The 22,110-nt window shown below is 71.9% G+C and carries 21 protein-coding genes; 14 read left to right on the top strand and 7 right to left on the bottom strand.

Translation table 11 applies throughout. From position 1 onward, the window contains the following. Positions 1-50: 50 nt before the first annotated feature. Positions 51-869 (top strand): phosphonate ABC transporter ATP-binding protein, encoded by an 819-nt coding sequence (gene phnC, locus AMR74_RS12900; protein WP_053772470.1) that lies wholly within the window; start codon positions 51-53, stop codon positions 867-869. After that, a complete protein-coding gene (locus AMR74_RS12895) occupies positions 866-1,882 on the top strand; it encodes a PhnE/PtxC family ABC transporter permease (RefSeq protein ID WP_053772469.1) in 1,017 nt (338 codons plus the stop codon). The genes phnC and AMR74_RS12895 overlap by 4 nt, the downstream gene beginning before the upstream one ends. Positions 1,883-1,886: 4 nt before the next feature. On the opposite strand, the gene AMR74_RS12890 is transcribed toward AMR74_RS12895, so the two are convergent. From AMR74_RS12890 to AMR74_RS12880, 3 genes are read right to left on the bottom strand one after another with little or no spacing between them, the layout of a single operon-like run. Continuing rightward, on the bottom strand, positions 1,887-2,510 hold the full coding sequence (locus AMR74_RS12890; protein WP_053772468.1) for a uracil-DNA glycosylase: 624 nt from the start codon (positions 2,508-2,510) through the stop codon (positions 1,887-1,889). A 24-nt stretch (positions 2,511-2,534) separates the two neighbouring features. Next, entirely contained in the window at positions 2,535-3,152 is a 618-nt protein-coding gene (locus AMR74_RS12885) for an endonuclease dU (protein WP_053772467.1), read from the bottom strand. After that, positions 3,153-3,335 (bottom strand): DUF5786 family protein, encoded by a 183-nt coding sequence (locus AMR74_RS12880; RefSeq protein ID WP_007995123.1) that lies wholly within the window; start codon positions 3,333-3,335, stop codon positions 3,153-3,155. 110 nt (positions 3,336-3,445) lie between these two features. Here AMR74_RS12880 and AMR74_RS12875 point away from each other — a divergent pair, with 110 nt between their 5' ends. Further along, positions 3,446-4,087, top strand: coding sequence for an MBL fold metallo-hydrolase (locus AMR74_RS12875; protein ID WP_053772466.1), 642 nt, complete (start codon positions 3,446-3,448; stop codon positions 4,085-4,087). A 105-nt stretch (positions 4,088-4,192) separates the two neighbouring features. On the opposite strand, the gene AMR74_RS12870 is transcribed toward AMR74_RS12875, so the two are convergent. Both AMR74_RS12870 and AMR74_RS12865 read right to left on the bottom strand, forming a co-directional pair. After that, positions 4,193-4,342 (bottom strand): 50S ribosomal protein L40e, encoded by a 150-nt coding sequence (locus AMR74_RS12870; protein WP_006111655.1) that lies wholly within the window; start codon positions 4,340-4,342, stop codon positions 4,193-4,195. A 137-nt stretch (positions 4,343-4,479) separates the two neighbouring features. Beyond that, on the bottom strand, positions 4,480-4,749 hold the full coding sequence (locus AMR74_RS12865) for a thioredoxin family protein (RefSeq protein WP_004598787.1): 270 nt from the start codon (positions 4,747-4,749) through the stop codon (positions 4,480-4,482). 145 nt (positions 4,750-4,894) lie between these two features. On the opposite strand from AMR74_RS12865, the gene AMR74_RS12860 reads away from it, so the two are divergent. From AMR74_RS12860 to hisE, 3 genes are all read left to right on the top strand, one after another. Further along, entirely contained in the window at positions 4,895-5,056 is a 162-nt protein-coding gene (locus AMR74_RS12860; protein ID WP_077152317.1) for a preprotein translocase subunit Sec61beta, read from the top strand. 92 nt (positions 5,057-5,148) lie between these two features. After that, complete coding sequence (pdxT, locus tag AMR74_RS12855) at positions 5,149-5,742, top strand: pyridoxal 5'-phosphate synthase glutaminase subunit PdxT (RefSeq protein ID WP_053772465.1); 594 nt, start codon at positions 5,149-5,151, stop codon at positions 5,740-5,742. Beyond that, complete coding sequence (gene hisE, locus AMR74_RS12850) at positions 5,739-6,065, top strand: phosphoribosyl-ATP diphosphatase (RefSeq protein ID WP_053772464.1); 327 nt, start codon at positions 5,739-5,741, stop codon at positions 6,063-6,065. Before pdxT ends, hisE begins: the two co-directional genes overlap by 4 nt. A 3-nt stretch (positions 6,066-6,068) precedes the next feature. On the opposite strand, the gene AMR74_RS12845 is transcribed toward hisE, so the two are convergent. After that, on the bottom strand, positions 6,069-6,464 hold the full coding sequence (locus tag AMR74_RS12845) for a hypothetical protein (protein WP_053772463.1): 396 nt from the start codon (positions 6,462-6,464) through the stop codon (positions 6,069-6,071). Between the two features lie 120 nt (positions 6,465-6,584). Between AMR74_RS12845 and AMR74_RS12840 the strand changes: the two genes are divergently transcribed. From AMR74_RS12840 to AMR74_RS12805, 8 genes are all read left to right on the top strand, one after another. Then, entirely contained in the window at positions 6,585-7,517 is a 933-nt protein-coding gene (locus AMR74_RS12840; protein ID WP_053772462.1) for a glycerophosphodiester phosphodiesterase, read from the top strand. Positions 7,518-7,603: 86 nt separating this feature from the next. Beyond that, positions 7,604-9,976, top strand: a complete 2,373-nt coding sequence (locus AMR74_RS12835) for a hypothetical protein (RefSeq protein WP_053772461.1) — start codon at positions 7,604-7,606, stop codon at positions 9,974-9,976. A 109-nt stretch (positions 9,977-10,085) separates the two neighbouring features. Continuing rightward, positions 10,086-12,758, top strand: a complete 2,673-nt coding sequence (gene leuS / locus AMR74_RS12830; protein ID WP_053772460.1) for a leucine--tRNA ligase — start codon at positions 10,086-10,088, stop codon at positions 12,756-12,758. A 78-nt stretch (positions 12,759-12,836) separates the two neighbouring features. Continuing rightward, positions 12,837-14,270: a kynureninase gene (gene kynU, locus AMR74_RS12825; protein ID WP_053772459.1), complete on the top strand. Its 1,434-nt coding sequence runs from the start codon at positions 12,837-12,839 to the stop codon at positions 14,268-14,270. Between the two features lie 58 nt (positions 14,271-14,328). After that, positions 14,329-16,596, top strand: a complete 2,268-nt coding sequence (locus AMR74_RS12820; protein ID WP_053772458.1) for a PAS domain-containing sensor histidine kinase — start codon at positions 14,329-14,331, stop codon at positions 16,594-16,596. 100 nt (positions 16,597-16,696) lie between these two features. Continuing rightward, on the top strand, positions 16,697-19,612 hold the full coding sequence (locus AMR74_RS12815; RefSeq protein ID WP_205625957.1) for a DEAD/DEAH box helicase: 2,916 nt from the start codon (positions 16,697-16,699) through the stop codon (positions 19,610-19,612). A gap of 45 nt (positions 19,613-19,657) precedes the next feature. Next, on the top strand, positions 19,658-21,163 hold the full coding sequence (locus AMR74_RS12810; protein WP_053772457.1) for a stage II sporulation protein M: 1,506 nt from the start codon (positions 19,658-19,660) through the stop codon (positions 21,161-21,163). Between the two features lie 93 nt (positions 21,164-21,256). Continuing rightward, entirely contained in the window at positions 21,257-21,604 is a 348-nt protein-coding gene (locus tag AMR74_RS12805; protein ID WP_053772456.1) for a PLD nuclease N-terminal domain-containing protein, read from the top strand. A 58-nt stretch (positions 21,605-21,662) separates the two neighbouring features. On the opposite strand, the gene AMR74_RS12800 is transcribed toward AMR74_RS12805, so the two are convergent. Next, positions 21,663-22,052, bottom strand: a complete 390-nt coding sequence (locus AMR74_RS12800; RefSeq protein WP_053772455.1) for a DUF6276 family protein — start codon at positions 22,050-22,052, stop codon at positions 21,663-21,665. Positions 22,053-22,110 lie beyond the last annotated feature (58 nt).

Genomic DNA, 22,110 nt, shown 5'->3' with positions numbered 1-22,110 from the left:
TCGGATCACTTTTCACCCGATTCCTCCCCTTTCGGACAAAGCCACACCCTATGCCAACGATCGAATTCGAGAACGTCACCAAGAGATACGGCGAGGACACCGTCGCCCTCGACGACGTATCGTTCACCATCTCCGAGGGCGAATTCGTCATCCTCCTCGGTCCCTCCGGCGCCGGCAAGTCGACGATGCTGCGCGTGCTGAACGGACTCACGCAGCCCACCGAGGGGTCCGTCCGCATCGGCGGCGAGGAGATACAGGGTAACCGCAGCAGCGTCGGCATGGTGTTCCAGGAACACTACCTCATCGAGAGCAAGACCGCGTTCGGCAACGCGCTGTCGGGCGCGCTCTCCCGGAACGGCCTCCTCCGGAGCGCCCTCGGGATGCACGACGACGACGACAAGCGGACCGCCTTGGAAGCCCTCCAGACGGTCGGCCTCCTCGACGAGGCGGGGCAGCGCGCCGAGTCGATGAGCGGCGGGCAGAAACAGCGCGTCGGGATCGCCCGGGCGCTGGTTCAGGAGCCGGAGATCGTCCTCGCCGACGAGCCGGTCGCCAGCCTCGACCCGAAGGCGGCGCGGGACGTGATGCGGTACCTCAAGAAGGCGGCGACCGCACAGGACCTCACCACGGTCACCAGCCTCCACCAGGTGAACATCGCCCGCGAGTTCGGAGACCGGTTCCTCGGGATCCGCGACGGCGAGGTGATCTTCGACGGCGACGCCGACGACCTCACCATGGACGAGATGGACCGCATCTACTACGGCAGCGCACAGGACGGAAAGACGGTCCCGACCGGCACGACCGGCGAGGAGCTGGGCGAGACCGACGCTGAGGCTGATGCGGCCGCAGACGGGGGGCAAGAAGCGTGAGTTCCTCGTCCGACTCCGCGATTAGGGACCAGTTCCGCGCGCTCGAACGGCTCCGGCGACTCAAGTACCTGTTGTGGGCCGTGCTCCTCACCGCCGTCCTCGGCGTCACCTACTGGGGGCTCGGCTTCATCGGCTTCCAGCCGAACGTCGTCGCCGGGCGGCTCCCGGCGATGTACGAGTTCATCGCGACCGGCTTCTTCCCGCCCGACTTCCAGAACTTCACGATCTACACCAAAGACCAGGGAATCACGGGGCTTCAGGCGATCCCGGCGAGCTTCGGCGAGGGCGGGGCCCGCATCGTCGAGAGCTTCCAGTCGCCGCGGCAGACGCTGGTGAAGGCGAGCCTCGTGACGCTCCTCCTCGGCTTCATGGGCACCGTGTTCGCCTTCCCGTTCGCGCTGATCCTCGGCGTGCTCGGCAGCGAGCGCGTCACGCCGTTCCCGTTCAACTTCATCTTCCGCGGCACGCTCAGCGGCATCCGCGCCATCCCCGCGATCGTCTGGATCTTCCTGTACATCCCCGTCGGCCCGCCGGGACAGGTGACGGCGGTGCTCGCGATCGCGACCGACAGCATCGGGAACCTCGGCCGCCTGTTCACCGACGACCTCGAAGAGATCGAGGAGGGGCCGATCGAGGCGATCCGGTCGACGGGCGCCTCGGGCACCCAGACCGTGAGCTTCGGCATGCTGAGTCAGGTCTCGCGGTCGTTCATCGCGTGGACGCTGTACATCCTGGAGATCAACACCCGGATCGCCATCTCGCTCGGGGTCGTCGGCGCCGGCGGCCTCGGGCTGATGATCCGGAACAGTCAGGACCTCTTCGAGTTCCAGCAGACCGCCGCGGGGCTGGTGATGGTGTTCATCGTCGTCCTCGGCATCGAGCTCATCTCCTCGCGGATCCGCGCCCGGCTCCGGCCCGGCGAGCACGAGGGGAAGGGACTGATCGAGGCCATCCGCGGCCTGTTCGACGCCAAGAAGTGGCTCGGTATCGGCGACGGTCCCAAGCGGGACTGAGCGCCTAAAAGTCGCCGAGCCGCGACTGGCCGCCGCCGTTTTCGCCGCGCTCTCCGACGCCGCTCAGCTCCGCCGCCCGCGCGATCGTCTCGAAGAAGCCGTCGCGTTGACTCCGGTCGTACAGCGTCGCCGCCGGGTGGACGGACAGGAGGACGCGCCGCGACGCCCCGGCGAGCCGCGCGTCCACCACGTCGCCGGACGCCGAGGTGATCGCCACCGACCGGTCGAGGAGGTGCTCGCTCGGCACCTTCCCGAGCGTCACGATCAGCGCCGGGTCGAGGCGGTCGATCTCCGCGTCGAGGTGCCCGCGGCAGTTCGACAGCTCCTCGGCCGTCGGGTCCCGGTTGTCGGGCGGGCGGCACCGGACGCAGTTCGTGATCCGCACGTCGGCGCGGGCGAGCCCCGCGTCGCGTAGCGCCTCGTCGAGCACGTCGCCCGACCGCCCGACGAACGGCTCGCCCTCCTCGTCCTCGGTGGCGCCCGGCCCCTCGCCGACGAACAGCAGGTCCGCGTCCGTCGGGCCGACGCCGTCGACGATCCGGCTCCGCGAGGCGACCAGTTCCGGGCACCGCTCGCAGGCGGGCACGCGGAGGTCCTCGTCGAGGCCGTCGCCGCCGTGTTCGCTCATACCCACGGCTCCGGGCGCGGCCGTCTAAGGTGCGTCGGTCGCCCCGGGGGGATCGCTCGCCGTCACCGCCTCGCGGTGGGCGCTCGCGGCGAGCGCGGCGATCCGGAGCGGCTCGCAGCGCCGGAAGCCGTCGCGGGTGAGCGCCCTGACCGCCGCGGCGGCGCGCTCGGGGTCGAGGCCGACCGCGCGGACGAACCGAGGCTCGCCGCCGTCGGGAGCGTCGCCGCCGTCCGCGTCCGCGGAGCTGACCGGAACGCGGGGCGGCAGCGACCGGTACGTCGCGAGGCGCTCGGCGAGCGCGTCGCCGTCGAAGGCGTCGCGCAGGGCCGGTTCGAGCCCGGGGCTCGCCTCGTAGCTCACGGCGTACACCGGGCGGTCGAGCGCCTCGCGGAGTCGGTCGAGGTCGAGGAGGTTGAACCACGCCGGCGCGACCCCGGCGCAGGCGACGTGGCGGACGTCCTCGCGGTCGAGCGCGCGCCAGCAGTCGAGGGCGGCGTCGGTCGCGTCGGTTCCCCCGACGGTACACCACGCGAACGCGACGCCGTCGGGCGTCCCGTCGGCGCGGACGACGACGCCGGCCGCGTAGCTAACGTCGCGGGCGTCGGAGAACGCGACGCCGAGCGTGCGGCTCGGCGCGGTCACTCACGCGTCCTCGGACTTGATCTCCTGGAGCCGGTCGAGAAGCTCGTCGTTCGAGGCGCCGGGCTCGTAGTCGACGGACCCCTGGTGGGTCTCCTGGGCAGCCCGGACACCGTCGTCGTCGTCGAAGTCCGCGTCCAGGTCCTGATTCTCCTGTTCGGACTCGTCGTAGCTGCCGAAGCCCATCTGTGTGTGAAGTTAACGGCGGGTGTCAAATAAATCCACGGCCGCTCGCGGGGAGAGACGCCGCGCGGCCGCGGCTGTACCCTTTTGTCGCTCCGCGAGCGAGTACGGGCATGGAGCCGATCACCGTCACCGCGGACGCGGATGAGTTCACCTGTAACGCGTACCTCGCCGTCGGGGACGCGACGACGCTCGTCGACGCGGGAACGATGCCGGGCGTCGACGACGTGATCGCCGACGCGCTCGACGACGCCGGCGTCGACGGGCTCGACCGCGTCGTGATCACCCACCAGCACCACGACCACGTGGGCGAGCTCGACGCGGTGGCCGACCGGTTCGACCCGCGGGTGTTCGCGTACGCGGACCACCCGCGCCGCGACGTGGCGCTCGAAGACGGCGACGAGGTGCTCGTCGGGAGCGAGGCGTGCGAGGTCGTCCACACGCCCGGCCACGCCGACGACCACGTCTCGCTCGTCGGCGAGGATCGGCTCTACTCCGGCGACGTGGTCGTCTACAACGACGGCGCCTTCGACGACGGCTCGTTCGGCCGGACGGACATGGCCGGCCAGTCCCGCGAGCGCCTGATCGAGAGCCTCTGCGAGATCCTCGACCGCTTGCCCGACACGACCGCGGCGATGTTCCCCGGCCACGGCGACGTCTACCGCGCCGCCGACGGGCCGGACACCGTCCGCGAGGTGATAGAGCGCGCGACGGAGCGCGCCGAGCGCCGCGAGCCGAAGTACCCCGACGAGTGAGCGCGGGGCGCGACCGAGGCCGGGGCCGCGAGGGGGACGCGCGGCTGTTCGTCGAGGGGGAATAGCTCGGAGGAAGGGCCGAGGGCGGCCCGGCGGCCGACCGGATTACGCGGCGCGGCGCTCGGTCGCCTTCGGGCGGAGCTTGGTGTAGCCGCACTTGCGGCAGCGCTCGGCCTCGGAGGCGTTCCGGGCGTTACAGCGCATACAGATCTGTCGGTCGAGCATGCGGCGTTCGGCGGCGTCGAATTTGGCCATACCGTTACTGCGCGTGCGGTGCTGTAAAAGGTTGCGAGACGCCGCGGCGGCGGGTCGCGCCCCCGAAGCGGCCGTCTGAAAGCGTTCGGGTGCGGCCATCGGCCGCGAGAAGAACGGCTGCCGAGCGGGACCGACGGTCAGGCGCCCGCTTCCGTGAGGGCGGCCTCGATGTCCTCGCGCTGCGTGACGCCGACGAAGCGGTCGACGACGCCGTCGTCGTTCTCGACGATGAGCGTCGGGAGCGAGCGGACCTGGTACTGGTTCGCGACGTCCTGCTCCTCGTCGACGTCGACTTTCTGGAGCTCGAACGCGTCGCCGAGGTCCTCCTGAATCTCCTCCAGGATGGGGTCTTGGGTCTTACACGGGCCGCACCACTCGGCGTGGAAATCCAGCAGTCGAACGGTCATAGTCGGCGTCAACTATCGCCGGCCCGCGCATAAGGGTTTCCCACTCGTGTACGCGGGCGGTCCGCGCGGCGCGATCGGCGGCTGCGACCCGTCGGCTCGGACGGCGAACGAAACGTTTACGCCGCGTCGCCGTCCAGCAACGGACATGAGTGGTTCCAACTCCGGCGGGCTGATGTCCAGCGCGGGACTGGTCCGCTACTTCGAGAACGAGGACCGGAACGCCATCTCGATCGACCCCAAGACGGTCGTCGCGTTCTGCGTCCTCTTCGGCGTGTTCGTCCAGATCCTGTCGCTGACCGTCGCGTAGACGCTCCCCCTCTCCTCGCACCGACGGACCGAGCGCGAGCCGTTCGCCCGCGTAGCGCGCCCTTTTTCCACGCGCCCGCCCCACCTGTTCGTATGAAAGCAGGCGTCATCGCCGTTCAGGGCGACGTGGCCGAACACGCCGCCGCGGTCCGCAACGCCGCGGCCGCCCACGACGAGTCCGCGGAGGTCGTCGAGGTCCGGGACGCGGGGATCGTGCCCGACTGCGACGTCCTCCTGATGCCGGGCGGAGAGTCGACCACCATCTCCCGGCTGATCCACCGCGAGGGGATCGCCGCCGAGATCGAGGCACACGTCGCGAGCGGGAAGCCCGTCCTCGCGACCTGCGCCGGGCTCATCGTCTGCTCGAACGACGCGAAGGACGACCGGGTCGACCCGCTGGGGCTGGTCGACGTCTCCGTCGACCGCAACGCGTTCGGTCGACAGAAGGACTCCTTCGAGGCGAAGGTCCCGGTCGCCGGGCTCGACGACCCCTTCCACGCCGTGTTCATCCGCGCGCCCGCCATCGACGAGGTCGGGCCGGGGGTCGAGACGCTCGCGACCGTCGACGGGCGCCCGGTCGCGGTGCGGGACGGCCCGGTCGTCGCCACCGCGTTCCACCCGGAGCTCACCGACGACCCGCGGATCCACGACCTCGCCTTCTTCCCCGAGCGGGAGGTGGTCGCGTGAGCGATCGGGGTCCGGAATCCGGCGAGGGGGCGGCGCCGCCCGACGCGGTCCTCGACGAGCTGTTCGCCACCATCGAGTCGCGGAAGGAGGAGCTGCCGGAGGGGTCGTACACGGCCTCGCTGTTCACCCACGAGAAGGGGGAAAACGCCGTCTTAGAGAAGATCGGCGAGGAGACGACGGAGGCGATCCTCGCGGCGAAGGACGACGACCGCGACGAGCTCACCGCGGAGAGCGCCGACCTCGTCTACCACCTGCTCGTGCTGTTCGCGATGAAGGACCTCGACGTCGACGACCTGCGCGGAGAGCTCCGCGACCGTTTCTGATCCTCAGCGCTCGCGTTCGAGCTCGCGGTCGATGTCGTCGACCTCCTCGGTCTCTAACTCCTCGCCGATGCGGCGCTCGAACTCCGACTCGCTGATCTGTCCCTCGACGTACTGCTGGCGGAGGCGGTCCTGCCGGCTCGTCGCGGCGTCGGCGGAGGCGGACGACGAGGACCCGATCGAGTCGAGCGAGTCGGCGCCGGCGTCCCCGTCGCCGAGCAGCCACGAGCCGGCCTTGTACGCGGCGTACGCGAGCCCCGCCAGCACGGCGAGCGTGACGATCCCGGAGACGACCGCCCACGCGAGGCTCAAGAGGGCCGAGACCACGCTGACGACGACGCTGACTCCGACGAGCACCGCGATCGCGATCGCCGCGTAGTAGAGGGCCTGCTTCCCGTCCATGCCCCGAAATCGGGCTGCCGGCCGCAAATACCTTCTCCCGGGCGAGCGCGGTCGCCGGCCGAGCGTCGCCGACCGCGAGCTTTTGTCCGCGGGGCCGAACTCCTCGACGAGGACGGTCCCGTGAGCGACACTGAGCCGACCGGATCCGGTGCGGAGACCTACCCGTCCCGCAGAGCGGTGCTTCGGCGGTGCGGGTCGATCGCGGTCGGCGGGGCGGCGGTAGCCGGATCGGCCGCCCTCGCGGGCTGTGTCGGGCGGGACGGCGGCGGGGCGACCGAGGCGGGCGGCGACCGCAGCGACCTCGGCCCGCCCCTGATCGCGCACCGCGGCTTCGCGGCCGAGAACCCGGAGAACACCGTCGCGGCGGTCGAGGCGGCCGCGGCGGCGACCGACCGGACCGAGCTCGACGTGCGCCGCTGCGGGACGGGCGAGCTCGTGGCCTTCCACGACGCGACGCTCGGGCGGGCGACCGACGCGACCGGGCGCGTGAGCGAGACGCCGTACGAGCGGCTCGCGGCCCTCTCGGTCGAGGGCTCCGGCGAGCCGGTGCCGACGCTCGCGGACGCGCTCGACGCCGTGCCGGCGGACGCGTGGGTCATGCTCGACCTGAAGGAGCGGGGCGTCGCGGCGGACGCGGTCGCGGCCGGCGCGGACCGCGACTACGACCTCGCCGTCGCCGCCGACGACCCGGCGGTTATCGAGGCGGCGACGGCGGCCGACCCGGCGGTGCCGACCGTCTACGGCGTCCGCGAGTCGGTTCCGGCGCGGGCCCTCCGACCGCTGATCCCGGGGCCGCTCGGCGGCGCGTCGCCGCCCCGGTGGGCGTACCCGCCGCAGGACGTGGCGGGGACGATCGAGACGGCGACCGAGCTGGGGTGTGCGGCCGTCTCGCCGCGGTACGAGCTGTGCCTGCGGACCGACCTCGTTCGGCGGGCGCGGGAGGGCGGGCTGCGAGTGCTGCCGTGGACCGTCGCCTCGGCGCGCGAGTACGACGCGGTGGCGGCGGTCGGCGGCGTCGACGCGGTCGTCTCCGACGTCTTCGTCGAACGGTGATTTGCGGCGGTCGACCGCGCTCGGCGCGGTCGAGGGCGGGCAGGGCAGCGGAAGGGTTATTCCCCGCTGTCACATCGTTCGGACGAATGGCTGGGTCCGACGGGAACGAGGACCCGAACGGGACCGTCGGCGGCGACGGCTCGGACGGGTCCGGGACGGCCGGCGGTGGCGTCGCGGAGGCGAACGGGGCGCGCGTCGACCGCCGGACGGTACTCGGCGGCCTCGCGCTCACGGGGAGCGTCGCGCTCGCCGGGTGCGGCGGCGACGAGGCCGACGGCGGCGGCGAGGCCGACGGCGGCGACGAACCGAGCGGCGGCGGAGCGGGGGAGGACGGCGGCTCGGGCGACCGGTCGACGGCCGGACTCGACCGCGAACGGCTCGACGAGCTCGCGGTGCGGTTCGCTCCGACGCTGTACTTCGACGCCGCGGAGCCGTGGTTCCCGACCGACCCGCGACCGTACGCGGTCGAGGAGGACGGCGAGACGGTCGTCGACGGGTTCGAGGCGTTCAACGGCTACCACGAGCGGTACGACGAGGCGGGCGAGCCGCCGGCCCCCACGGTGTTCTACAACGGGATGCGGTACGAGGACTCCCCGCTCGCGGTCGTCCAGTTCTGGTTCTACTCCGCGTTCGACCAGTTCACGGCGAACTTCCACTGGCACGACTGGGAGGTGCTCCACGTGTTCGTCGACCTCGACACGGGCGACCCCCAGCTGTACGTCGCCAGCTCGCACTCCCGGAGCGTCCCGAACAACGAGTTCCTCGACCCGGACCCGAACGTGGTCCCGCGGATCCTCCCCGAGCTCGGCTCGCACTCCAGCACGCTCTCCGTCAACGAGATCCCCGACCGGTTCCGCCGCGTCGGCGAGGAGGGGCTCCTCGCGGACATCACGAACACGACGATAGACACCGTCGAGGACCTCTTCGGGGTCCCGATCGCGTACGGCCTCCCCCGGGACGAGGGGGCGCGGCTCCCCTTCGTCGTCCCGGAGTACGAGGGCGAACCGATCTACGACCACCCCGACCTCCCCGCCGTCAGCGAGGGGTCGCTCGTCGACGGCGCCCTGACGGTCCGCTCGCTCGACGCGCTGCGGTCGCCGCCGACCGACCTCCCGCTCCGCGAGACGGGGATCGCCTTCCGCCACGGCGGGCGCCCGGCCGACGGCGAGGACGCCGCGCTCGCCGAGGAGGCCGCCGAGTCGGTCGTCGAGTACGACCTCGTCGAGAGCGCCGAGCTGGAGGACATCTCGGCGTTCACCGGCCCGCAGCTCAGCTTCGAGTTCGCGGTCCCGCAGGCCGTCGAGGACGCCGTCGCGAGCCACATCACGACGACCGGCGTCCCGTGGGACCAGCCCCGCTACGAGAACCCCGCGCTCGACATCACGGCCGGCAACCACCGGTCGGAGATGGCGGCCCGGTACGACGCGATCGCCGACGATCCGTCGCTCGGCGCCGGCGCCGCAGAGGCCCTCGACTCGGTCGTCGCCCGCGTGACGCGGGCGACCGAGAGCGACGAGGCGCCCGACGGCGAGGGGCTGACGACGACCGGGTCGAGCGTCGAGTCGTTCGTCCTGATCGAGAGCGACCCCGAGGCGGTCCCGACGTTCGCCGGCGGCGTCGCGGTCGCGAACGGCGTCCCCGAGGGCGACCACCGCGTCACGGTCAACGGCGCCGGGCGCGCGCCGCACAGCGAGACGCTGACCGTCTCGCCGGACGAGGCCGTGACGACCGCGGGCGTCGACGGCGAGATCCCGCTCGTCGCCCGCGAGGACGCGCGGAAGGTGGAGCTGTCGGACGCCGACAGCGACGTCGACCTGACCCGGACCGCGATCGAGGACGACTTCGCCGGGCGGATCTACGACTCCGCGATCGACGGGAGCGACGCGGCCTACGTCCACGCCGGCGGCGCCTACACGACCGAGGTCCGCGACGCCGACGACGAGGTCGGCGCGTACCGGGTCAACCCGGACCCGTCGGCGTCGGGGAGCGACGGCGACGGCGGGGAGGGCGGCCCCGAGCCGATCCGGATCGAGCGTCCCGAGACGGGCGCGGCCCCCCTCGCCGGCTACGTCGCCGACGTGGCCGAGGAGACGCGCGCCGCGGTCGCGGCCGCGGCTACGGAGAGCGGGGACGGCGGCGACGACGACTCCGGCGGCGGGAACGGCTCGGGCGGCGGCGGGGGCTCCGGCGGCGGCCCGTCGAACGCGGTCAACGGGCTCGAACGGGCGCTGGCCGCCGCGGTCGACGCCGCCGAGCGGGCCGAGGAGCGCGCCCGCGAGGGCGACGCCCCGGGCACCGAGCGGCAGCTGGCGAACGTGCTCGACCGGATCGCCCGGATCCAAGAGCGCCTCGCCGCCGCACGCGAGGGGCTCCCGCCCGGGCTCGCGAACGCCACCGGGAAGCGCGTCAAGCAGGCGGCGAAGCGGGTCGAGCAGGCGCGGAACGCCGACAAGCTGTAGCCGGCGGCGTCGTCGAGGCGGCCGCTCGCCGCCCGCGGGGCGGTGTGTCACGGGCCACCAGTGGATGGAAAGCTATACGACGCCGAACCGACCACGAGTATATAAGCAGATGTCTCAGGAGGGATACGACCACGCGACGGTCGAAGAACGCTGGCAGGAGGCGTGGGAGGACGCAGACGTGTACCACGTCCCGGACGACGCCGACGATCCGACGTACGTCCTCGGGATGTACCCGTATCCGTCCGGGAAGCTCCACATGGGGCACGTCCGCAACTACACCATCACGGACGCGTACGCCCGCTACCGACGGATGCGCGGCGACGACGTGCTCCACCCGATGGGGTGGGACGCGTTCGGGCTGCCGGCCGAGAACGCCGCCAAGGAGCGCGACACGAACCCCCGCGACTGGACGTTCGACTGCATCGACACGATGCGCGGGCAGATGAAGTCGATGGGGTTCGGCTACGACTGGGACCGCGAGGTCACCACCTGTACCCCCGAGTACTACCGGTGGAACCAGTGGCTGTTCCGCCGCTTCCACGAGGCCGGCCTGGTGGAGCGCCGCGACGCCGAGGTGAACTGGTGTCCCTCCTGCGAGACCGTCCTCGCCGACGAGCAGGTCGAGGGCGACGCGGAGCTGTGCTGGCGCTGTGACACCCCCGTCGAGACCCGCGAGCTCGACCAGTGGTTCCTGAAGATAACGGAGTACGCCGACGAGCTGCTGGAGGCCATCGACGAGCTGGAGGGGTGGCCCGACTCCGTCCGGCAGATGCAGCGCAACTGGATCGGGCGCCAGTACGGGAGCGAGGTCGACTTCGAGGTCGAGGGCCACGGGCCCGTCACCGCGTTCACGACCCGGATCGACACGATCCACGGCGCGACGTTCTTCGCCGTCGCGCCCGACCACCCGATCGCCGAGGAGCTGGCCGCGGAGGACGACGACGTGCGGCGGTTCATCGAGGAGGAGGCCGACCCCGACGGCGACGAGCCGAACGGCGTCGAGACCGGCCTCACGGCCACCAACCCCGTCACGGCCGAGGAGATACCCGTCTTCGTCGCCGACTTCGTCCTCTCGGACGTGGGGACGGGCGCGCTGATGGCGGTCCCCGGCCACGACGAGCGCGACCACGCGTTCGCGACGAAGAAGGGCGTCGAGATCCGGCCCGTGATCGCGCCGGAACCGGACGACTGGGACGGCGAGACGGCCCCCGACGCGCCCGACGTGACGGAGGAAGCGTTCACGGAGGACGGCGTGGTGATCGACTCGGGCGAGTACACCGGCCTCGACAGCGAGACCGCGCGGGAGCGGATCACGGAAGACACCGAGGGCGCGAGCGAGGCGACCCAGTACCGCCTGCGCGACTGGGGCATCTCCCGGCAGCGCTACTGGGGGACGCCGATCCCGATGGTCGACTGCGACGACTGCGGGGCGGTCCCGGTGCCCGACGAGGACCTGCCCGTCGAGCTGCCGGAGTTCATCAACACGACGGGCAACCCGCTGGACGCCGCCGACGAGTGGCAGGCGACGACCTGTCCCGAGTGCGGCGGGCCCGCGACCCGCGAGACGGACACGATGGACACGTTCGTCGACTCCTCGTGGTACTTCCTGCGGTACGTCTCGCCGGACCTGACGGACGCCCCGTTCGACCTCGACCGCGCGAACGACTGGATGCCGGTCGACCAGTACGTCGGCGGCATCGAGCACGCCGTGATGCACCTGCTGTACTCGCGGTTCTTCACGAAGGTGCTGGCCGACGAGGAGGGCCTCGACCACCGCGAGCCGTTCACGAACCTGCTGGCGCAGGGGATGGTCCAGCTGGAGGGCGAGAAGATGTCCAAGTCGAAGGGGAACGTCGTCTCGCCCCAGCGGATCGTCGACGAGTACGGCGCCGACACCGCACGGCTGTTCATGATGGAGGCCGCCCAGCCCGAGCGCGACTTCGACTGGTCCGAGGAGGGCGTCCGCTCCACCCACCGCTTCCTGACCCGTCTCAACGACCTCGTCGCCGAGTACGCCGCGGGCGACGTGGCGCTCGCCGGCGACGACGCCGACCGCGACGAGATCGACGACTACGTCGCCGACGAGACTGACGCCGCGGTCGCCATCGCGGGCGCGGAGTACGACGACCTGACGTTCAACGTCGCGCTGCGGGAGGCCCAGGAACTGGTCCGCACCCTCCGGAGCTACCGCGAGGGCGCCGACCCGCACCCGGCCGTCTTCGAGCGCGGGCTGGACGTGGCCGTGCGCCTGCTGGCGCCGGTCGCGCCGCACCTGGCCGAGGAGCTGTGGGAGACGCTCGGTCGCGACGGGTTCGTCGCCGAGGCGGAGTGGCCGACCGCGAGCGTCGACCGCGACACCGTCGAGAAGCGCCGCCGGCTGGTGGCGAACACCCGCGAGGACGTGCGCGACATCGTCGAGGTCGCGGGGATCGAGGACCCCGAGCGGATCGATGTGGTCGTCGCCCCCGACTGGAAGTACGACGCCCTGTCGATCGCGATCGACAGCGACGCCGACAACCTGATCTCGGAGTTGATGGCCGAGAGTCACATCCGCGAGCGGGGCGACGACGCCGCCTCGTACGGCCAGGACCTCCAGGCGAACCGCGAGGCGCTGCGGGAGACCCTCGACGGCGACGCCGAGTACGACGCCCTGCGCGCCGCCGCGTGGCTGATCGAGCGCGAGTTCGACGCGCCGGTGCGCGTCGAGCGCGCCGCCGACGCCGACGAGGGCGTGGTCAGCAAGGCGGAGCCCGGCCGCCCCGCCATCGACATCGTCGAGTAGCGGCCGACGCCCGGCGAGGGATCCGGCGGGCGCGGCCGCCCCCGGAAACGCTTAGTCGCCGGCGCGGTCCCTTCCCGTATGGACGACCCGTACGCTCCCGCGCGCGCGGCGCTCGCGGGCGAGGGGCTCGGTAGCGGCGGCGATGACGGCACCGGCGGCGACGCGGGCGGCGCCGACCCCGCCGTCCTCGCCGCCCGGCTCGACGACGCGGACCCGCTCGCCGGGTTCGCGGACCGGTACCGGATCCCGGACGACCTGCTCTACATGGACGGCAACTCGCTCGGCCCCGCGAGCGACGCCGCCCTCGCGAGCCTCGACCGCGTCGTCGACGAGTGGCGCGACCGGCTCATCGCGGGGTGGACCGACGCCGACCCGCCGTGGTTCGAGGTTGGCGAGCGGCTGGGCGGCGCGCTCGCGCCGCTGGTGGGCGCCGACCCCGAAGAGGTGGTCGTCGGCAACTCGATCACGGTGAACATCCACACGCTCGTCGGCACCTTCCTCGACGAGCTGCTGGCCGGGAACGGCCCGGACCGCGAGGAGTTAGAGCGCGCGGACGGGGAGTGGGCGCCGGAGGGCGACCCCGAGGACGACCCGGCGGTCCTCGTCAACGAGCTCGACTTCCCGTCCGACCACTACGCGATCCGCGCCCAGCTCCGGCAGCGGGGGATCGACCCCGACGAGAAGCTCCGGGTCGTGCCGAGCCGCGACGGGCGGACGATCGACCCCGGAGACGTCGAGGCCGCGCTGGACGCGCACGACGACGTGGGGATCGTCTTCATGCCGACCGCGCTGTACCGGTCGGGCCAGCTGTTCGACGTGGAGCGGATCGCCGAGGCGGCCCACGAGGCGGGCGCGTACGCCGGCTTCGACGCGGCCCACTCCGCGGGCGCCGTCCCGCACGAGTTCGGCGCGGCGGGCGTCGACTTCGCGGTCTGGTGCACGTACAAGTACCTCAACGCCGGCCCCGGCTCGATCGGCGCGCTGTTCGTCGCGGAGCGGCACCACGGGCTCACGCCCGCCTTGGCGGGCTGGTGGGGCCACGAGAAGGCGACGCAGTTCGAGATGAACATGACCTACACGCCGGCCGACTCCGCGGGCGCGTGGCAGATCGGTACCCCGCCGCTGCTCGCGGCCGCGCCGCTGGAGGGCTCCGTGGAGCTCCTGCGGGAGGCCGGGATCGAGCGCCTCCGCGAGAAGTCGCTCGCCCTGACCGACTTCCTGATCGCCCTGGTCGACGACCGGCTCCCCGCGGTCTCGGTCGGGACGCCGCGCGAGCGCGACGCCCGCGGCGGGCACGTCGCCCTCGAACACCCCGAGGCGGAGCGGCTGAGCGCGGCGCTCAAGGACCGCGGCGTCGTCGTCGACTTCCGGCCGCCGAACGTGGTGCGGGTCTGTCCCGCGGCCCCGTACACGTCCTTCGCCGACGTACTCGAAGTGGTCGACGAGGTCGAGGCGATCCTCGACGCCGGCGCACACGAGAGGTACGCGACGAGCCAGGGCGGCGTGACATAGCGGGCGCGGGACCCTCCAGGTCGGAATAACTTATATTGCGGCCGGCCAACGCCGACGTATGACGGATCGGCAGCGACCGGCCCCCGAGTCGGAGTCCGATCTCGCGGTCGGGGACGAGGAGCGGGGCGTCTACGAGACGATCTTCTGCGAGATGGAGGACGCGGTCTTCCTGATCGACGTCGAGGCCGGAGACGCGGGGTACGACTTCCGGTTCCGACGGACCAACGCGTCTCACCAACGGCTCACCGGGATCTCCCTCGAAGAGATCCGCGGCAAGACGCCGCGGGAGCTGCTGGGTGAGGAGCAGGGCGCGGCGGTCGCGGAGAACTACCGCCGCTGCGTCGAGGCCCGCGAGACGATCGAGTACGAGGAGGCGCTCGCGCTGCCGGAGGGGCGGAGAGAGTGGCAGACGCGGCTGAGCCCGGTCGTCGACGAGGGGTCGGTGACGCGGATCGTCGGCGTCGCTCGCGACGTCACGGAGCAGCGAGAGCGGGAGCGGACGGTCCAACGGATCAAAGACCGACTCGAACTCGCGGTCGAAGGCGCGAACCTCGGCGTCTGGGACTGGGACGTGACCACTGACGAGGTCGAGTTCAACGACCAGTGGGCGGAGATGCTGGGCCACTCGCTCGACGAGATCGAGCCGCACCTCGACGCGTGGGAGCGCCGCGTCCATCCCGACGACCTCCCGGCGGTCGAGGACGCCCTGTCGGCCCACGTCGACGGCGAGACCGAGTACTACGACGCGGAACACCGGATGCGGACCGCGTCGGGCGAGTGGAAGTGGATCCGTGACATCGGGAAGGTGGTGGAGCGCGACGAGGACGGCGGACCGGTGCGCGCGGTGGGGATCCACCTCGACGTCGACGAGCAGAAGCGACGGGAGGAGGAGCTGCGACGGACCCGGCGACTGATCGAGCGAACGCAGGAGAGCGCGTCGATCGGGTGGTGGGAGGTCGACCTGGTCGACGAGTCGCTGACGTGGAGCGACGAGGTGTACCGCATCCACGAGCTACCGACGACGGAGTCGGTCGAGCTGGAGGACGGAATACAGTTCTATCATCCGGACAACCGCGACGCCATCGAGAGCGCCTTCGAGCGGCTACGAACGGAGGGCGAGTCGTACGACCTCGAGCTGCGGATCGTCACGACGACCGGTGAGACCCGGTGGGTCAGGGCCATCGGCGACCCTCGGTTCGGCGAGGACGGAGCGGTCACCGGAGCGCTCGGACTGTTCCAAGACATCACGGAGCGGAGAGAGTACGAGGCCGCCCTCGAATCGACGCGCGAGGAGCTCCGGCAGATCATCGACCTGGTGCCGGACCTCGTGTTCGTGAAGAACCGCGAGGGCGAGTACCTCCTGGCGAACGAGGCGACCGCGGCGGCGTACGGAAAGACGCCCGAGGAGGTCGAGGGGAAGACCGAGGCGGAGATCATTCCGGACGTCGAAGACTCGGAGGCGTTCCGACAGGACGACTTGGAGGTGATCGAGTCGGGCGAGCCGAAGGCGGTCGGCGAGGAGACGCTGACCACGGCTGACGGGGAGACGCGCATCTTCCAGACGACGAAGATACCGTACGAGGCCCCGGACACCGGCGAGGACGCGGTGTTGGGGTACGCCCGCGACGTGACGGAACTCAAGGAGTACGAGCGGACGCTGGAGGAACAGCGGGACAACCTCAAGCTCCTGAACCAGGTCGTCCGCCACGACATCCGGAACCAGCTGATGGTCGTCGAGTCGTACACCGAGTTCCTCGAGGAGTCGCTGCCGGACGAGCAGAGTCGGACGTACGCGCGGACGGTCATCGGCGCGGCGCGGCAGGCCGCAGACATCACGGAGACGGCCAGAGACGTCACCGACGTACTGCTACAGGTCGGTGCCGATCAAGAGCCGGTCGACCTCCGCACCGAACTCACCGAGCAGATCGAACAGATCCGGTCGGACAAAGACCGCGCGACGGTCACCGTGGACGAGACGATCCCGGACGTGACGGTGTTCGCCGACGGCCTGCTGGAGGCGGTGTTCCGAAACCTGCTGACGAACGCCGTCGTCCACAACGACAAGGACGTGGCGGAGATCACGGTGTCGACCAGCGTGTCGGACGAGACGGTGCGCGTGTCGATCGCGGACAACGGTCCCGGGATCGCGGACGACCACAAGGCGCAGATCTTCCAAGAGGGCGAGAAGGGACTCGAAAGCGGTGGAACGGGGATCGGGCTGTACCTCGTCAAGACGCTCGTCGACAGGTACGGCGGCGACGTGTGGGTCGAGGACAACGAGCCGACCGGGAGCGTGTTCACCGTCGAGCTCCGCCGCGCCGACTGAGCGCGTCGGGGCGGGGCGACGGCCCGGACGGGGGAAGCGGATCGATCGCGCACGGCGACGGGCTTAATCGCCCGAGCGCCCAATCGAACACGATCAGAGCATGTCGGAGCCGTCGGGGATGGACGCGTTCGCGCACCTCGGGAGCGAGGTCCGCGAGGCGCTCTCGGACCGGGGGTTTTCAACGCCCACGGAGCCCCAGCGCGAGGCGATCCCGCCGCTCGCGGCCGGGCGGAACGCGCTCGTCTTAGCCCCCACCGGCACCGGGAAGACGGAGACCGCGATGCTCCCCGTCTTCGACGCGCTCGCCGAGGCCCGAAGCTCTCCCGGCGACCCGCCCCGCGAGGGGATCTCCGCCCTCTACATCACCCCCCTCCGCGCGCTCAACCGCGACATGATGGACCGGCTGGAGTGGTGGGGCGAGACCCTCGGCGTCGAGGTCGCGGTGCGCCACGGCGACACCACGCAGTACGAGCGGTCCAAGCAGGCCGACGACCCGCCGGACGTGCTCATCACGACGCCGGAGAGCCTCCAAGCGATCTTGACGGGCTCGAAGATGCGGGCCGCGCTCGAAGACGTGGCGCACGTCGTGGTCGACGAGGTCCACGAGCTGGCCTCGGCGAAGCGGGGCGCGCAGCTCACGGTCGGCATGGAGCGGCTCCGCCGCGTGGCGGGGCCGTTCCAGCGGATCGGGCTCTCCGCGACGGTGGGCGATCCGGAGGAGGTCGGCCGGTTCCTCGTCGGGACGGGGACCCGCGACCCGGACCGCGAAGGGGACCGCGACTTCGAGACGGTCGAGGTCGCGGCCGGGACGCGGACCGACGTGCGCGTGCTGGACCCCGAGATTACGGACCGCGACACGACGCTCGCGGGCGAGCTCGCGGTCGACGAGACGACCGCGAGCCACGTGCGGACGATCCGCGAGATCGTCGCGGACAACGAGTCGACGCTGATCTTCGTCAACACGCGACAGACCGCGGAGGCGCTCGGATCGCGGTTCAAGACGCTCGCGGAGAAGGAGCGGGAGCGCGGAGTCGACGCCCCCACCGAGATCGAGCTCCACCACGGGTCGCTCTCGAAGGAGGTCCGGATCGACGTTGAGGACCGCTTCAAGTCGGGCGACCTCGACGGGCTCGTCTGTACCTCCTCGATGGAGCTCGGGATCGACGTGGGGCGCGTCGACCACGTGGTCCAGTACGGGAGCCCGCGCGAGGTCGCCCGGCTGCTCCAGCGCGTCGGGCGCGCGGGCCACCGCCGCGACCTCGTCTCCGAGGGGACCGTCGTCGCGCAGGGGGGCGACGACACCCTCGAAGCGATGGCCATCGCGCGGCGGGCGGGCGAGGAGCTCGTCGAGCCCGCGAACATCCACCACGGCAGCCTCGACACGGTCGCGAACCAGGTCGTCGGCCTCGTGATGGACGAGGGGGAGCTCCACGCCCGCGAGGCGTACCGGACGATCACGGACGCCTACCCGTTCAGGGACCTCTCCGAGCCGCGGTTCCAGGAGGTCGTCCGCGAGCTCGACGGGAACCGGCTGCTGTGGCTCGACGAGGAGACGGACACCTTGGAGAAGTCGGGCGGCACCTGGCAGTACTTCTACGCGAACCTCTCGATGATCCCCGACGAGGCCACCTACGAGGTGTACGACATGTCCTCCAGACGCGGCATCGGGACCCTCGACGAGCAGTTCGTCGTCAACTTCGCCGGGCCGGGCGAGACGTTCGTCCAGCGCGGCGAGATGTGGAAGATCACGGAGATCGACGAGGATGAGGAGCGCGTGAACGTGACGCCGATCCCCGACCCGACCGGCGAGGTCCCCTCGTGGGTGGGCCAGGAGATCCCCGTCCCGAAGCCCGTCGCCGAGGAGGTGGGTCGAATTCGCGGCGAGGCCGCGGCCGCGCTGGAGGCCGGCTCGACCCCCGAGGCCGTCGCCGCCGACCTCGCCGAGCGCTACCCGACCGACGCGGAGACGGTCGCGGCCGCGCTGAAGTCCGTCGTCGATCACGTCGACGCCGGCCACCCGGTCCCCACGGACGAGCGGGTCGTGATCGAGGGGAGCGCGCGCACCGTCGCGGTCAACGCCGCCTTCGGCCACGAGGTCAACGAGACGCTCGCGCGCCTGCTCGCGGCGCTGGTCGGCCAGCGTGCCGGCTCGTCGGTCGGCATGGACGTCGACCCGTACCGGATCGAGTTCGAGGTCCCCGGCGGCGTCGGCCCCGGGACGTTCCGCGAGGTGCTGGAGACGACCGACCCCGACCGGCTGGAGGCGTACCTCGAACTCGCGGTGAAGAAGTCGGACGCGCTGAAGTTCACGCTCGCGCAGGTCGCCGCGAAGTTCGGCGCCGTCAAGCGGTACAAGGAGGGGCGAGGGAAGTTCGGCGGCGACCGCCTGCTCGCCGCCCTGGAGGACACGCCGGTCTACGACGAGGCGCTCCGCGAGGTGTTCCACGCCGACCTCGCCGTGCCGGAGACCGCGGACCTGCTCGCGGCGGTTCAGGACGGCTCGCTCGACCTCACGATCGCCCGCGAGCGGACGCCGCTCGGCACTGCAGGCCGGTCCGCCGGCACGGAGTTCCTCGTCCCCGACAACGCCGACGCCGACGTGATCGAGACGGTCAAAGAGCGCATTCGAGACGACCGCGTCATCTGCTTCTGTCTCCACTGTACGGACTGGAAGCAGACGACGAAGGTCCGACGCGTCCGCGACCAGCCCGAGTGCCCCGAGTGCGGGTCGACGCGGATCGCGGCGCTGAACCCGTGGGACGACGAGACGGTCGCCGCGGTGCGCGCGCCCGAGAAGGATGACGAGCAGGAGCGCCGCACCGAGCGGGCCCACCGCGCCGCGAGCCTCGTCCAGACCCACGGGAAGCGCGCGGTGATCGCCCTCGCCGCCCGCGGCGTCGGCCCCCACAACGCCGCGCGGATCATCAACAAGCTCCGCGAGGACGAAGACGAGTTCTACCGCGACGTGCTCCGCCAAGAGCGGGAGTACGCGCGCACGCAGTCGTTCTGGGATTAGTTCGCGGACACGCTCTTTTTTGTGTGGCACGGCCGAAGCGAGGGCATGGACCTCTCCGCCGCCGTCTCGGCAACGACAGCGACCCTCCGTCGCCGCCCCGCACAGCTTCTCCCCTTCTACCTCCTCGGCACCGCGGTCCCGGTGATCGCCCGCCTCGGCACGTTCGCCGCGCTGGCGGGGATCTACCTCCACCTCGAACTCTCCGGGCGGCTCGCGGCCGTCGGCGACGCCCTCGCCGGGGTCGAGCCGCCGCCGGAGACGCAGGACCCGGAGGCGCTTCAGGCGTGGGCCGAGGGCCTGACGCCCGCGTTCGAGCCCCTGTTGACGCCGACGGTCGGGGCCCTGTTCGTCGCCGGCGTGCTCGTCTCGGTCGTCCTCGCGATAGTCGCGTACGCCGTCGTCTCGGCCGGGCAGCTCTCCGCGGTCATCGCGAGCCTCCGGGACGAGCGGGGGCTCGTCGGCGGGATCGCCGGCGCGCGGTCCCACTGGCTCACGTTCCTCGGGGTGTACGTCGCCGAGCTCCTCCTCTGGATCGCCGTCCTCGCGCTCGGGTCGATCGCGGTCGGCGCGGCGTTCCTCGCGAACCCCTTCCTCGGCGCCGCGGTCGCGGTCGCCGCCCTCCTCGTCGGGTTCGTCGCCTTAGCGCTCGTCCGGATCCTGTTCGCGTTCGCGCCGGTCGCCGTCGTCGTCGACGACGCCGGCGTGGTCGGCGCGGTCGAGGGCGCGGGCGGCTTCGTGCGCTCGAACCCCGTCGACGCCGCCGCCTACCTCGTGGTCGCGATCGGCTCGCTGGTCGCCGTCGCGTCGGTCGCCTCCGGGCTCGCGTTCCTCGGCGGCGGCCCCGTCGTCGCGCTCGCCAGCGCGGTCGTCGTCGCGCCCGCGCTCGACCTGCTGAAGACCGTCCTCTACGGCGACTACCGCGGCACGGTCGACCCCGTCTCGCCGCCCGAGGCCGGCGTCAGGGCGCAGTTCGTCGGCGGGGCCCGCCGCGGCTGGCGGGCGCTCGGGAGCTTCGTCCGGTCGACGCCCGGCAGTCACGCCCTCGCGCTCGCGGTGGCCGTCGGCTTCGGCGCGGTCGGCTGGCTGGGCGCCGCGCCGTTCGCCGAGACGGTCCCGACCTCGATCGAGTCGCGGCTGGTCGGACAGATCCCGCCCGTGGCGACGCTGACGTACTTCGGGAACAACTGGGGCGTCGCGATCGCGACCGCCTTCTCCGGGGCGGGGTTCGTCCTCCCCGCGCTCTCGTCGCTCGCGTTCAACGGCCTCGCGCTCGGCGCCACCGCCGCCCTAGAGGAGAACCTCCCGGCGCTCGTCGCGTTCGTGGTCCCCCACGGGATCTTCGAGATCCCCGCGCTCATCGCCTCGGGGGCGCTCGGGATCCGCCTCGGCGCCGTGTCGTGGCGGGCGTTCCGCGGCCGCGCGAGCCGCGAGCGGTTCGCGGACGCCTTAGAGACCGCGTTCTGGGTGACGGTCGGGCTCGGAATCCTGTTCGGCGTCGCCGCCGTCATCGAGGGGTTCGTCAGCCCGTTCTACTGGCGGCCGTTCCTGTAGCGCGCGGACCGGCGACCCGCCCGCGGCCGTCGCAACGCCGGAAGGGTCGCAGACCCGCCCGCAGCCTTATTACCGCGCGGTCGAAGCGACGGTATGACACCGCTCGTCGCCGTCATCCTCGTCGGCGTCCCGCTCGCGTGGCTCGTCGGCTTCGCCGCCTACGCGTACGTCGACGCGCCCAAGTACGGGATGGATCCGCGGAAGTGGGCGCTGATCGCCTTCTTCGTCCCGCTGTTCGGGTTCTTCGCGTATATTTTCGAGCGCGGCGAGCGCGATTACGACTCCGAGACCGACCCGTACGCCGGCGGGAGCGACGGCCGCACCGGCGGCTTCGCCGTCCACGAGTCGCGGCAGGGAGAAGAGCGGCTCGGTCCGGCGGGCACGGAGGCGGACGACGGCGACGACGACGAGTGGAACGATCCGGACGGGGTCGACCTGTAGGCGCTCGTCGCCGCGGTCGCGCTCGCCGCGGCCGCCGACCCGCTCGACGCGCGTCCGCTCAGAGCGCGTCTATCAGGGCCTTCCGGCGGCGGTCGAGGTCGAACGCGGCGTCGGCGGCGTCGAGTCGGCCGAGGAACGCGAACACGTCCGCGCCCGCCCCCTCGGCGTGACGGACCAGGGCCTCGATCAACGCGCGGTTCGTGGCGAACGACTCCAGCTCCCCGCAGCAGAGCGCCAAGGCGATCCCGGCCTCGCCGGACGGGAAGGCGGGGTCGACGCGGGCGAGGTCGGGGTCGTCGGTCGCCGCGCCCGCGACGCCCGCCTCGTCGGCCGCGGCGACGCGTAGACACCGCGTACAGATCGCCGCCGGATCGGCGGGGGCGTGTTCGCGGAGCGCCGGCGGCACCGCGAAGGCGACGGCCTCGGCGCCGCAGTGTGGACAGGACACGCCCGTCGCTACGGGCGGGGCGGGCTAAAAGCCGACGGTGGGAAAACGAGCGGCGACC

This window comes from Halorubrum tropicale, assembly GCF_001280455.1.
GTDB lineage: Archaea > Halobacteriota > Halobacteria > Halobacteriales > Haloferacaceae > Halorubrum > Halorubrum tropicale.
This window is presented reverse-complemented; position numbering and strand designations above follow the sequence as displayed.

Excerpts from the sequence above, each read along its gene's own strand:
- AMR74_RS12835 (WP_053772461.1), top strand. The coding sequence starts at position 7,604 with ATGGCTGGGTCCGACGGGAACGAGGACCCGAACGGGACCGTCGGCGGC.
- AMR74_RS12865 (WP_004598787.1), bottom strand. The coding sequence starts at position 4,749 with ATGACCGTTCGACTGCTGGATTTCCACGCCGAGTGGTGCGGCCCGTGT.
- AMR74_RS12805 (WP_053772456.1), top strand. The coding sequence starts at position 21,257 with ATGACACCGCTCGTCGCCGTCATCCTCGTCGGCGTCCCGCTCGCGTGG.
- AMR74_RS12815 (WP_205625957.1), top strand. The coding sequence starts at position 16,697 with ATGTCGGAGCCGTCGGGGATGGACGCGTTCGCGCACCTCGGGAGCGAG.
- phnC (WP_053772470.1), top strand. The coding sequence starts at position 51 with ATGCCAACGATCGAATTCGAGAACGTCACCAAGAGATACGGCGAGGAC.
- leuS (WP_053772460.1), top strand. The coding sequence starts at position 10,086 with ATGTCTCAGGAGGGATACGACCACGCGACGGTCGAAGAACGCTGGCAG.
- AMR74_RS12860 (WP_077152317.1), top strand. The coding sequence starts at position 4,895 with ATGAGTGGTTCCAACTCCGGCGGGCTGATGTCCAGCGCGGGACTGGTC.
- pdxT (WP_053772465.1), top strand. The coding sequence starts at position 5,149 with ATGAAAGCAGGCGTCATCGCCGTTCAGGGCGACGTGGCCGAACACGCC.
- AMR74_RS12880 (WP_007995123.1), bottom strand. The coding sequence starts at position 3,335 with ATGGGCTTCGGCAGCTACGACGAGTCCGAACAGGAGAATCAGGACCTG.
- AMR74_RS12845 (WP_053772463.1), bottom strand. The coding sequence starts at position 6,464 with ATGGACGGGAAGCAGGCCCTCTACTACGCGGCGATCGCGATCGCGGTG.
- kynU (WP_053772459.1), top strand. The coding sequence starts at position 12,837 with ATGGACGACCCGTACGCTCCCGCGCGCGCGGCGCTCGCGGGCGAGGGG.
- AMR74_RS12875 (WP_053772466.1), top strand. The coding sequence starts at position 3,446 with ATGGAGCCGATCACCGTCACCGCGGACGCGGATGAGTTCACCTGTAAC.
- AMR74_RS12870 (WP_006111655.1), bottom strand. The coding sequence starts at position 4,342 with ATGGCCAAATTCGACGCCGCCGAACGCCGCATGCTCGACCGACAGATC.
- AMR74_RS12810 (WP_053772457.1), top strand. The coding sequence starts at position 19,658 with ATGGACCTCTCCGCCGCCGTCTCGGCAACGACAGCGACCCTCCGTCGC.
- AMR74_RS12890 (WP_053772468.1), bottom strand. The coding sequence starts at position 2,510 with ATGAGCGAACACGGCGGCGACGGCCTCGACGAGGACCTCCGCGTGCCC.
- AMR74_RS12820 (WP_053772458.1), top strand. The coding sequence starts at position 14,329 with ATGACGGATCGGCAGCGACCGGCCCCCGAGTCGGAGTCCGATCTCGCG.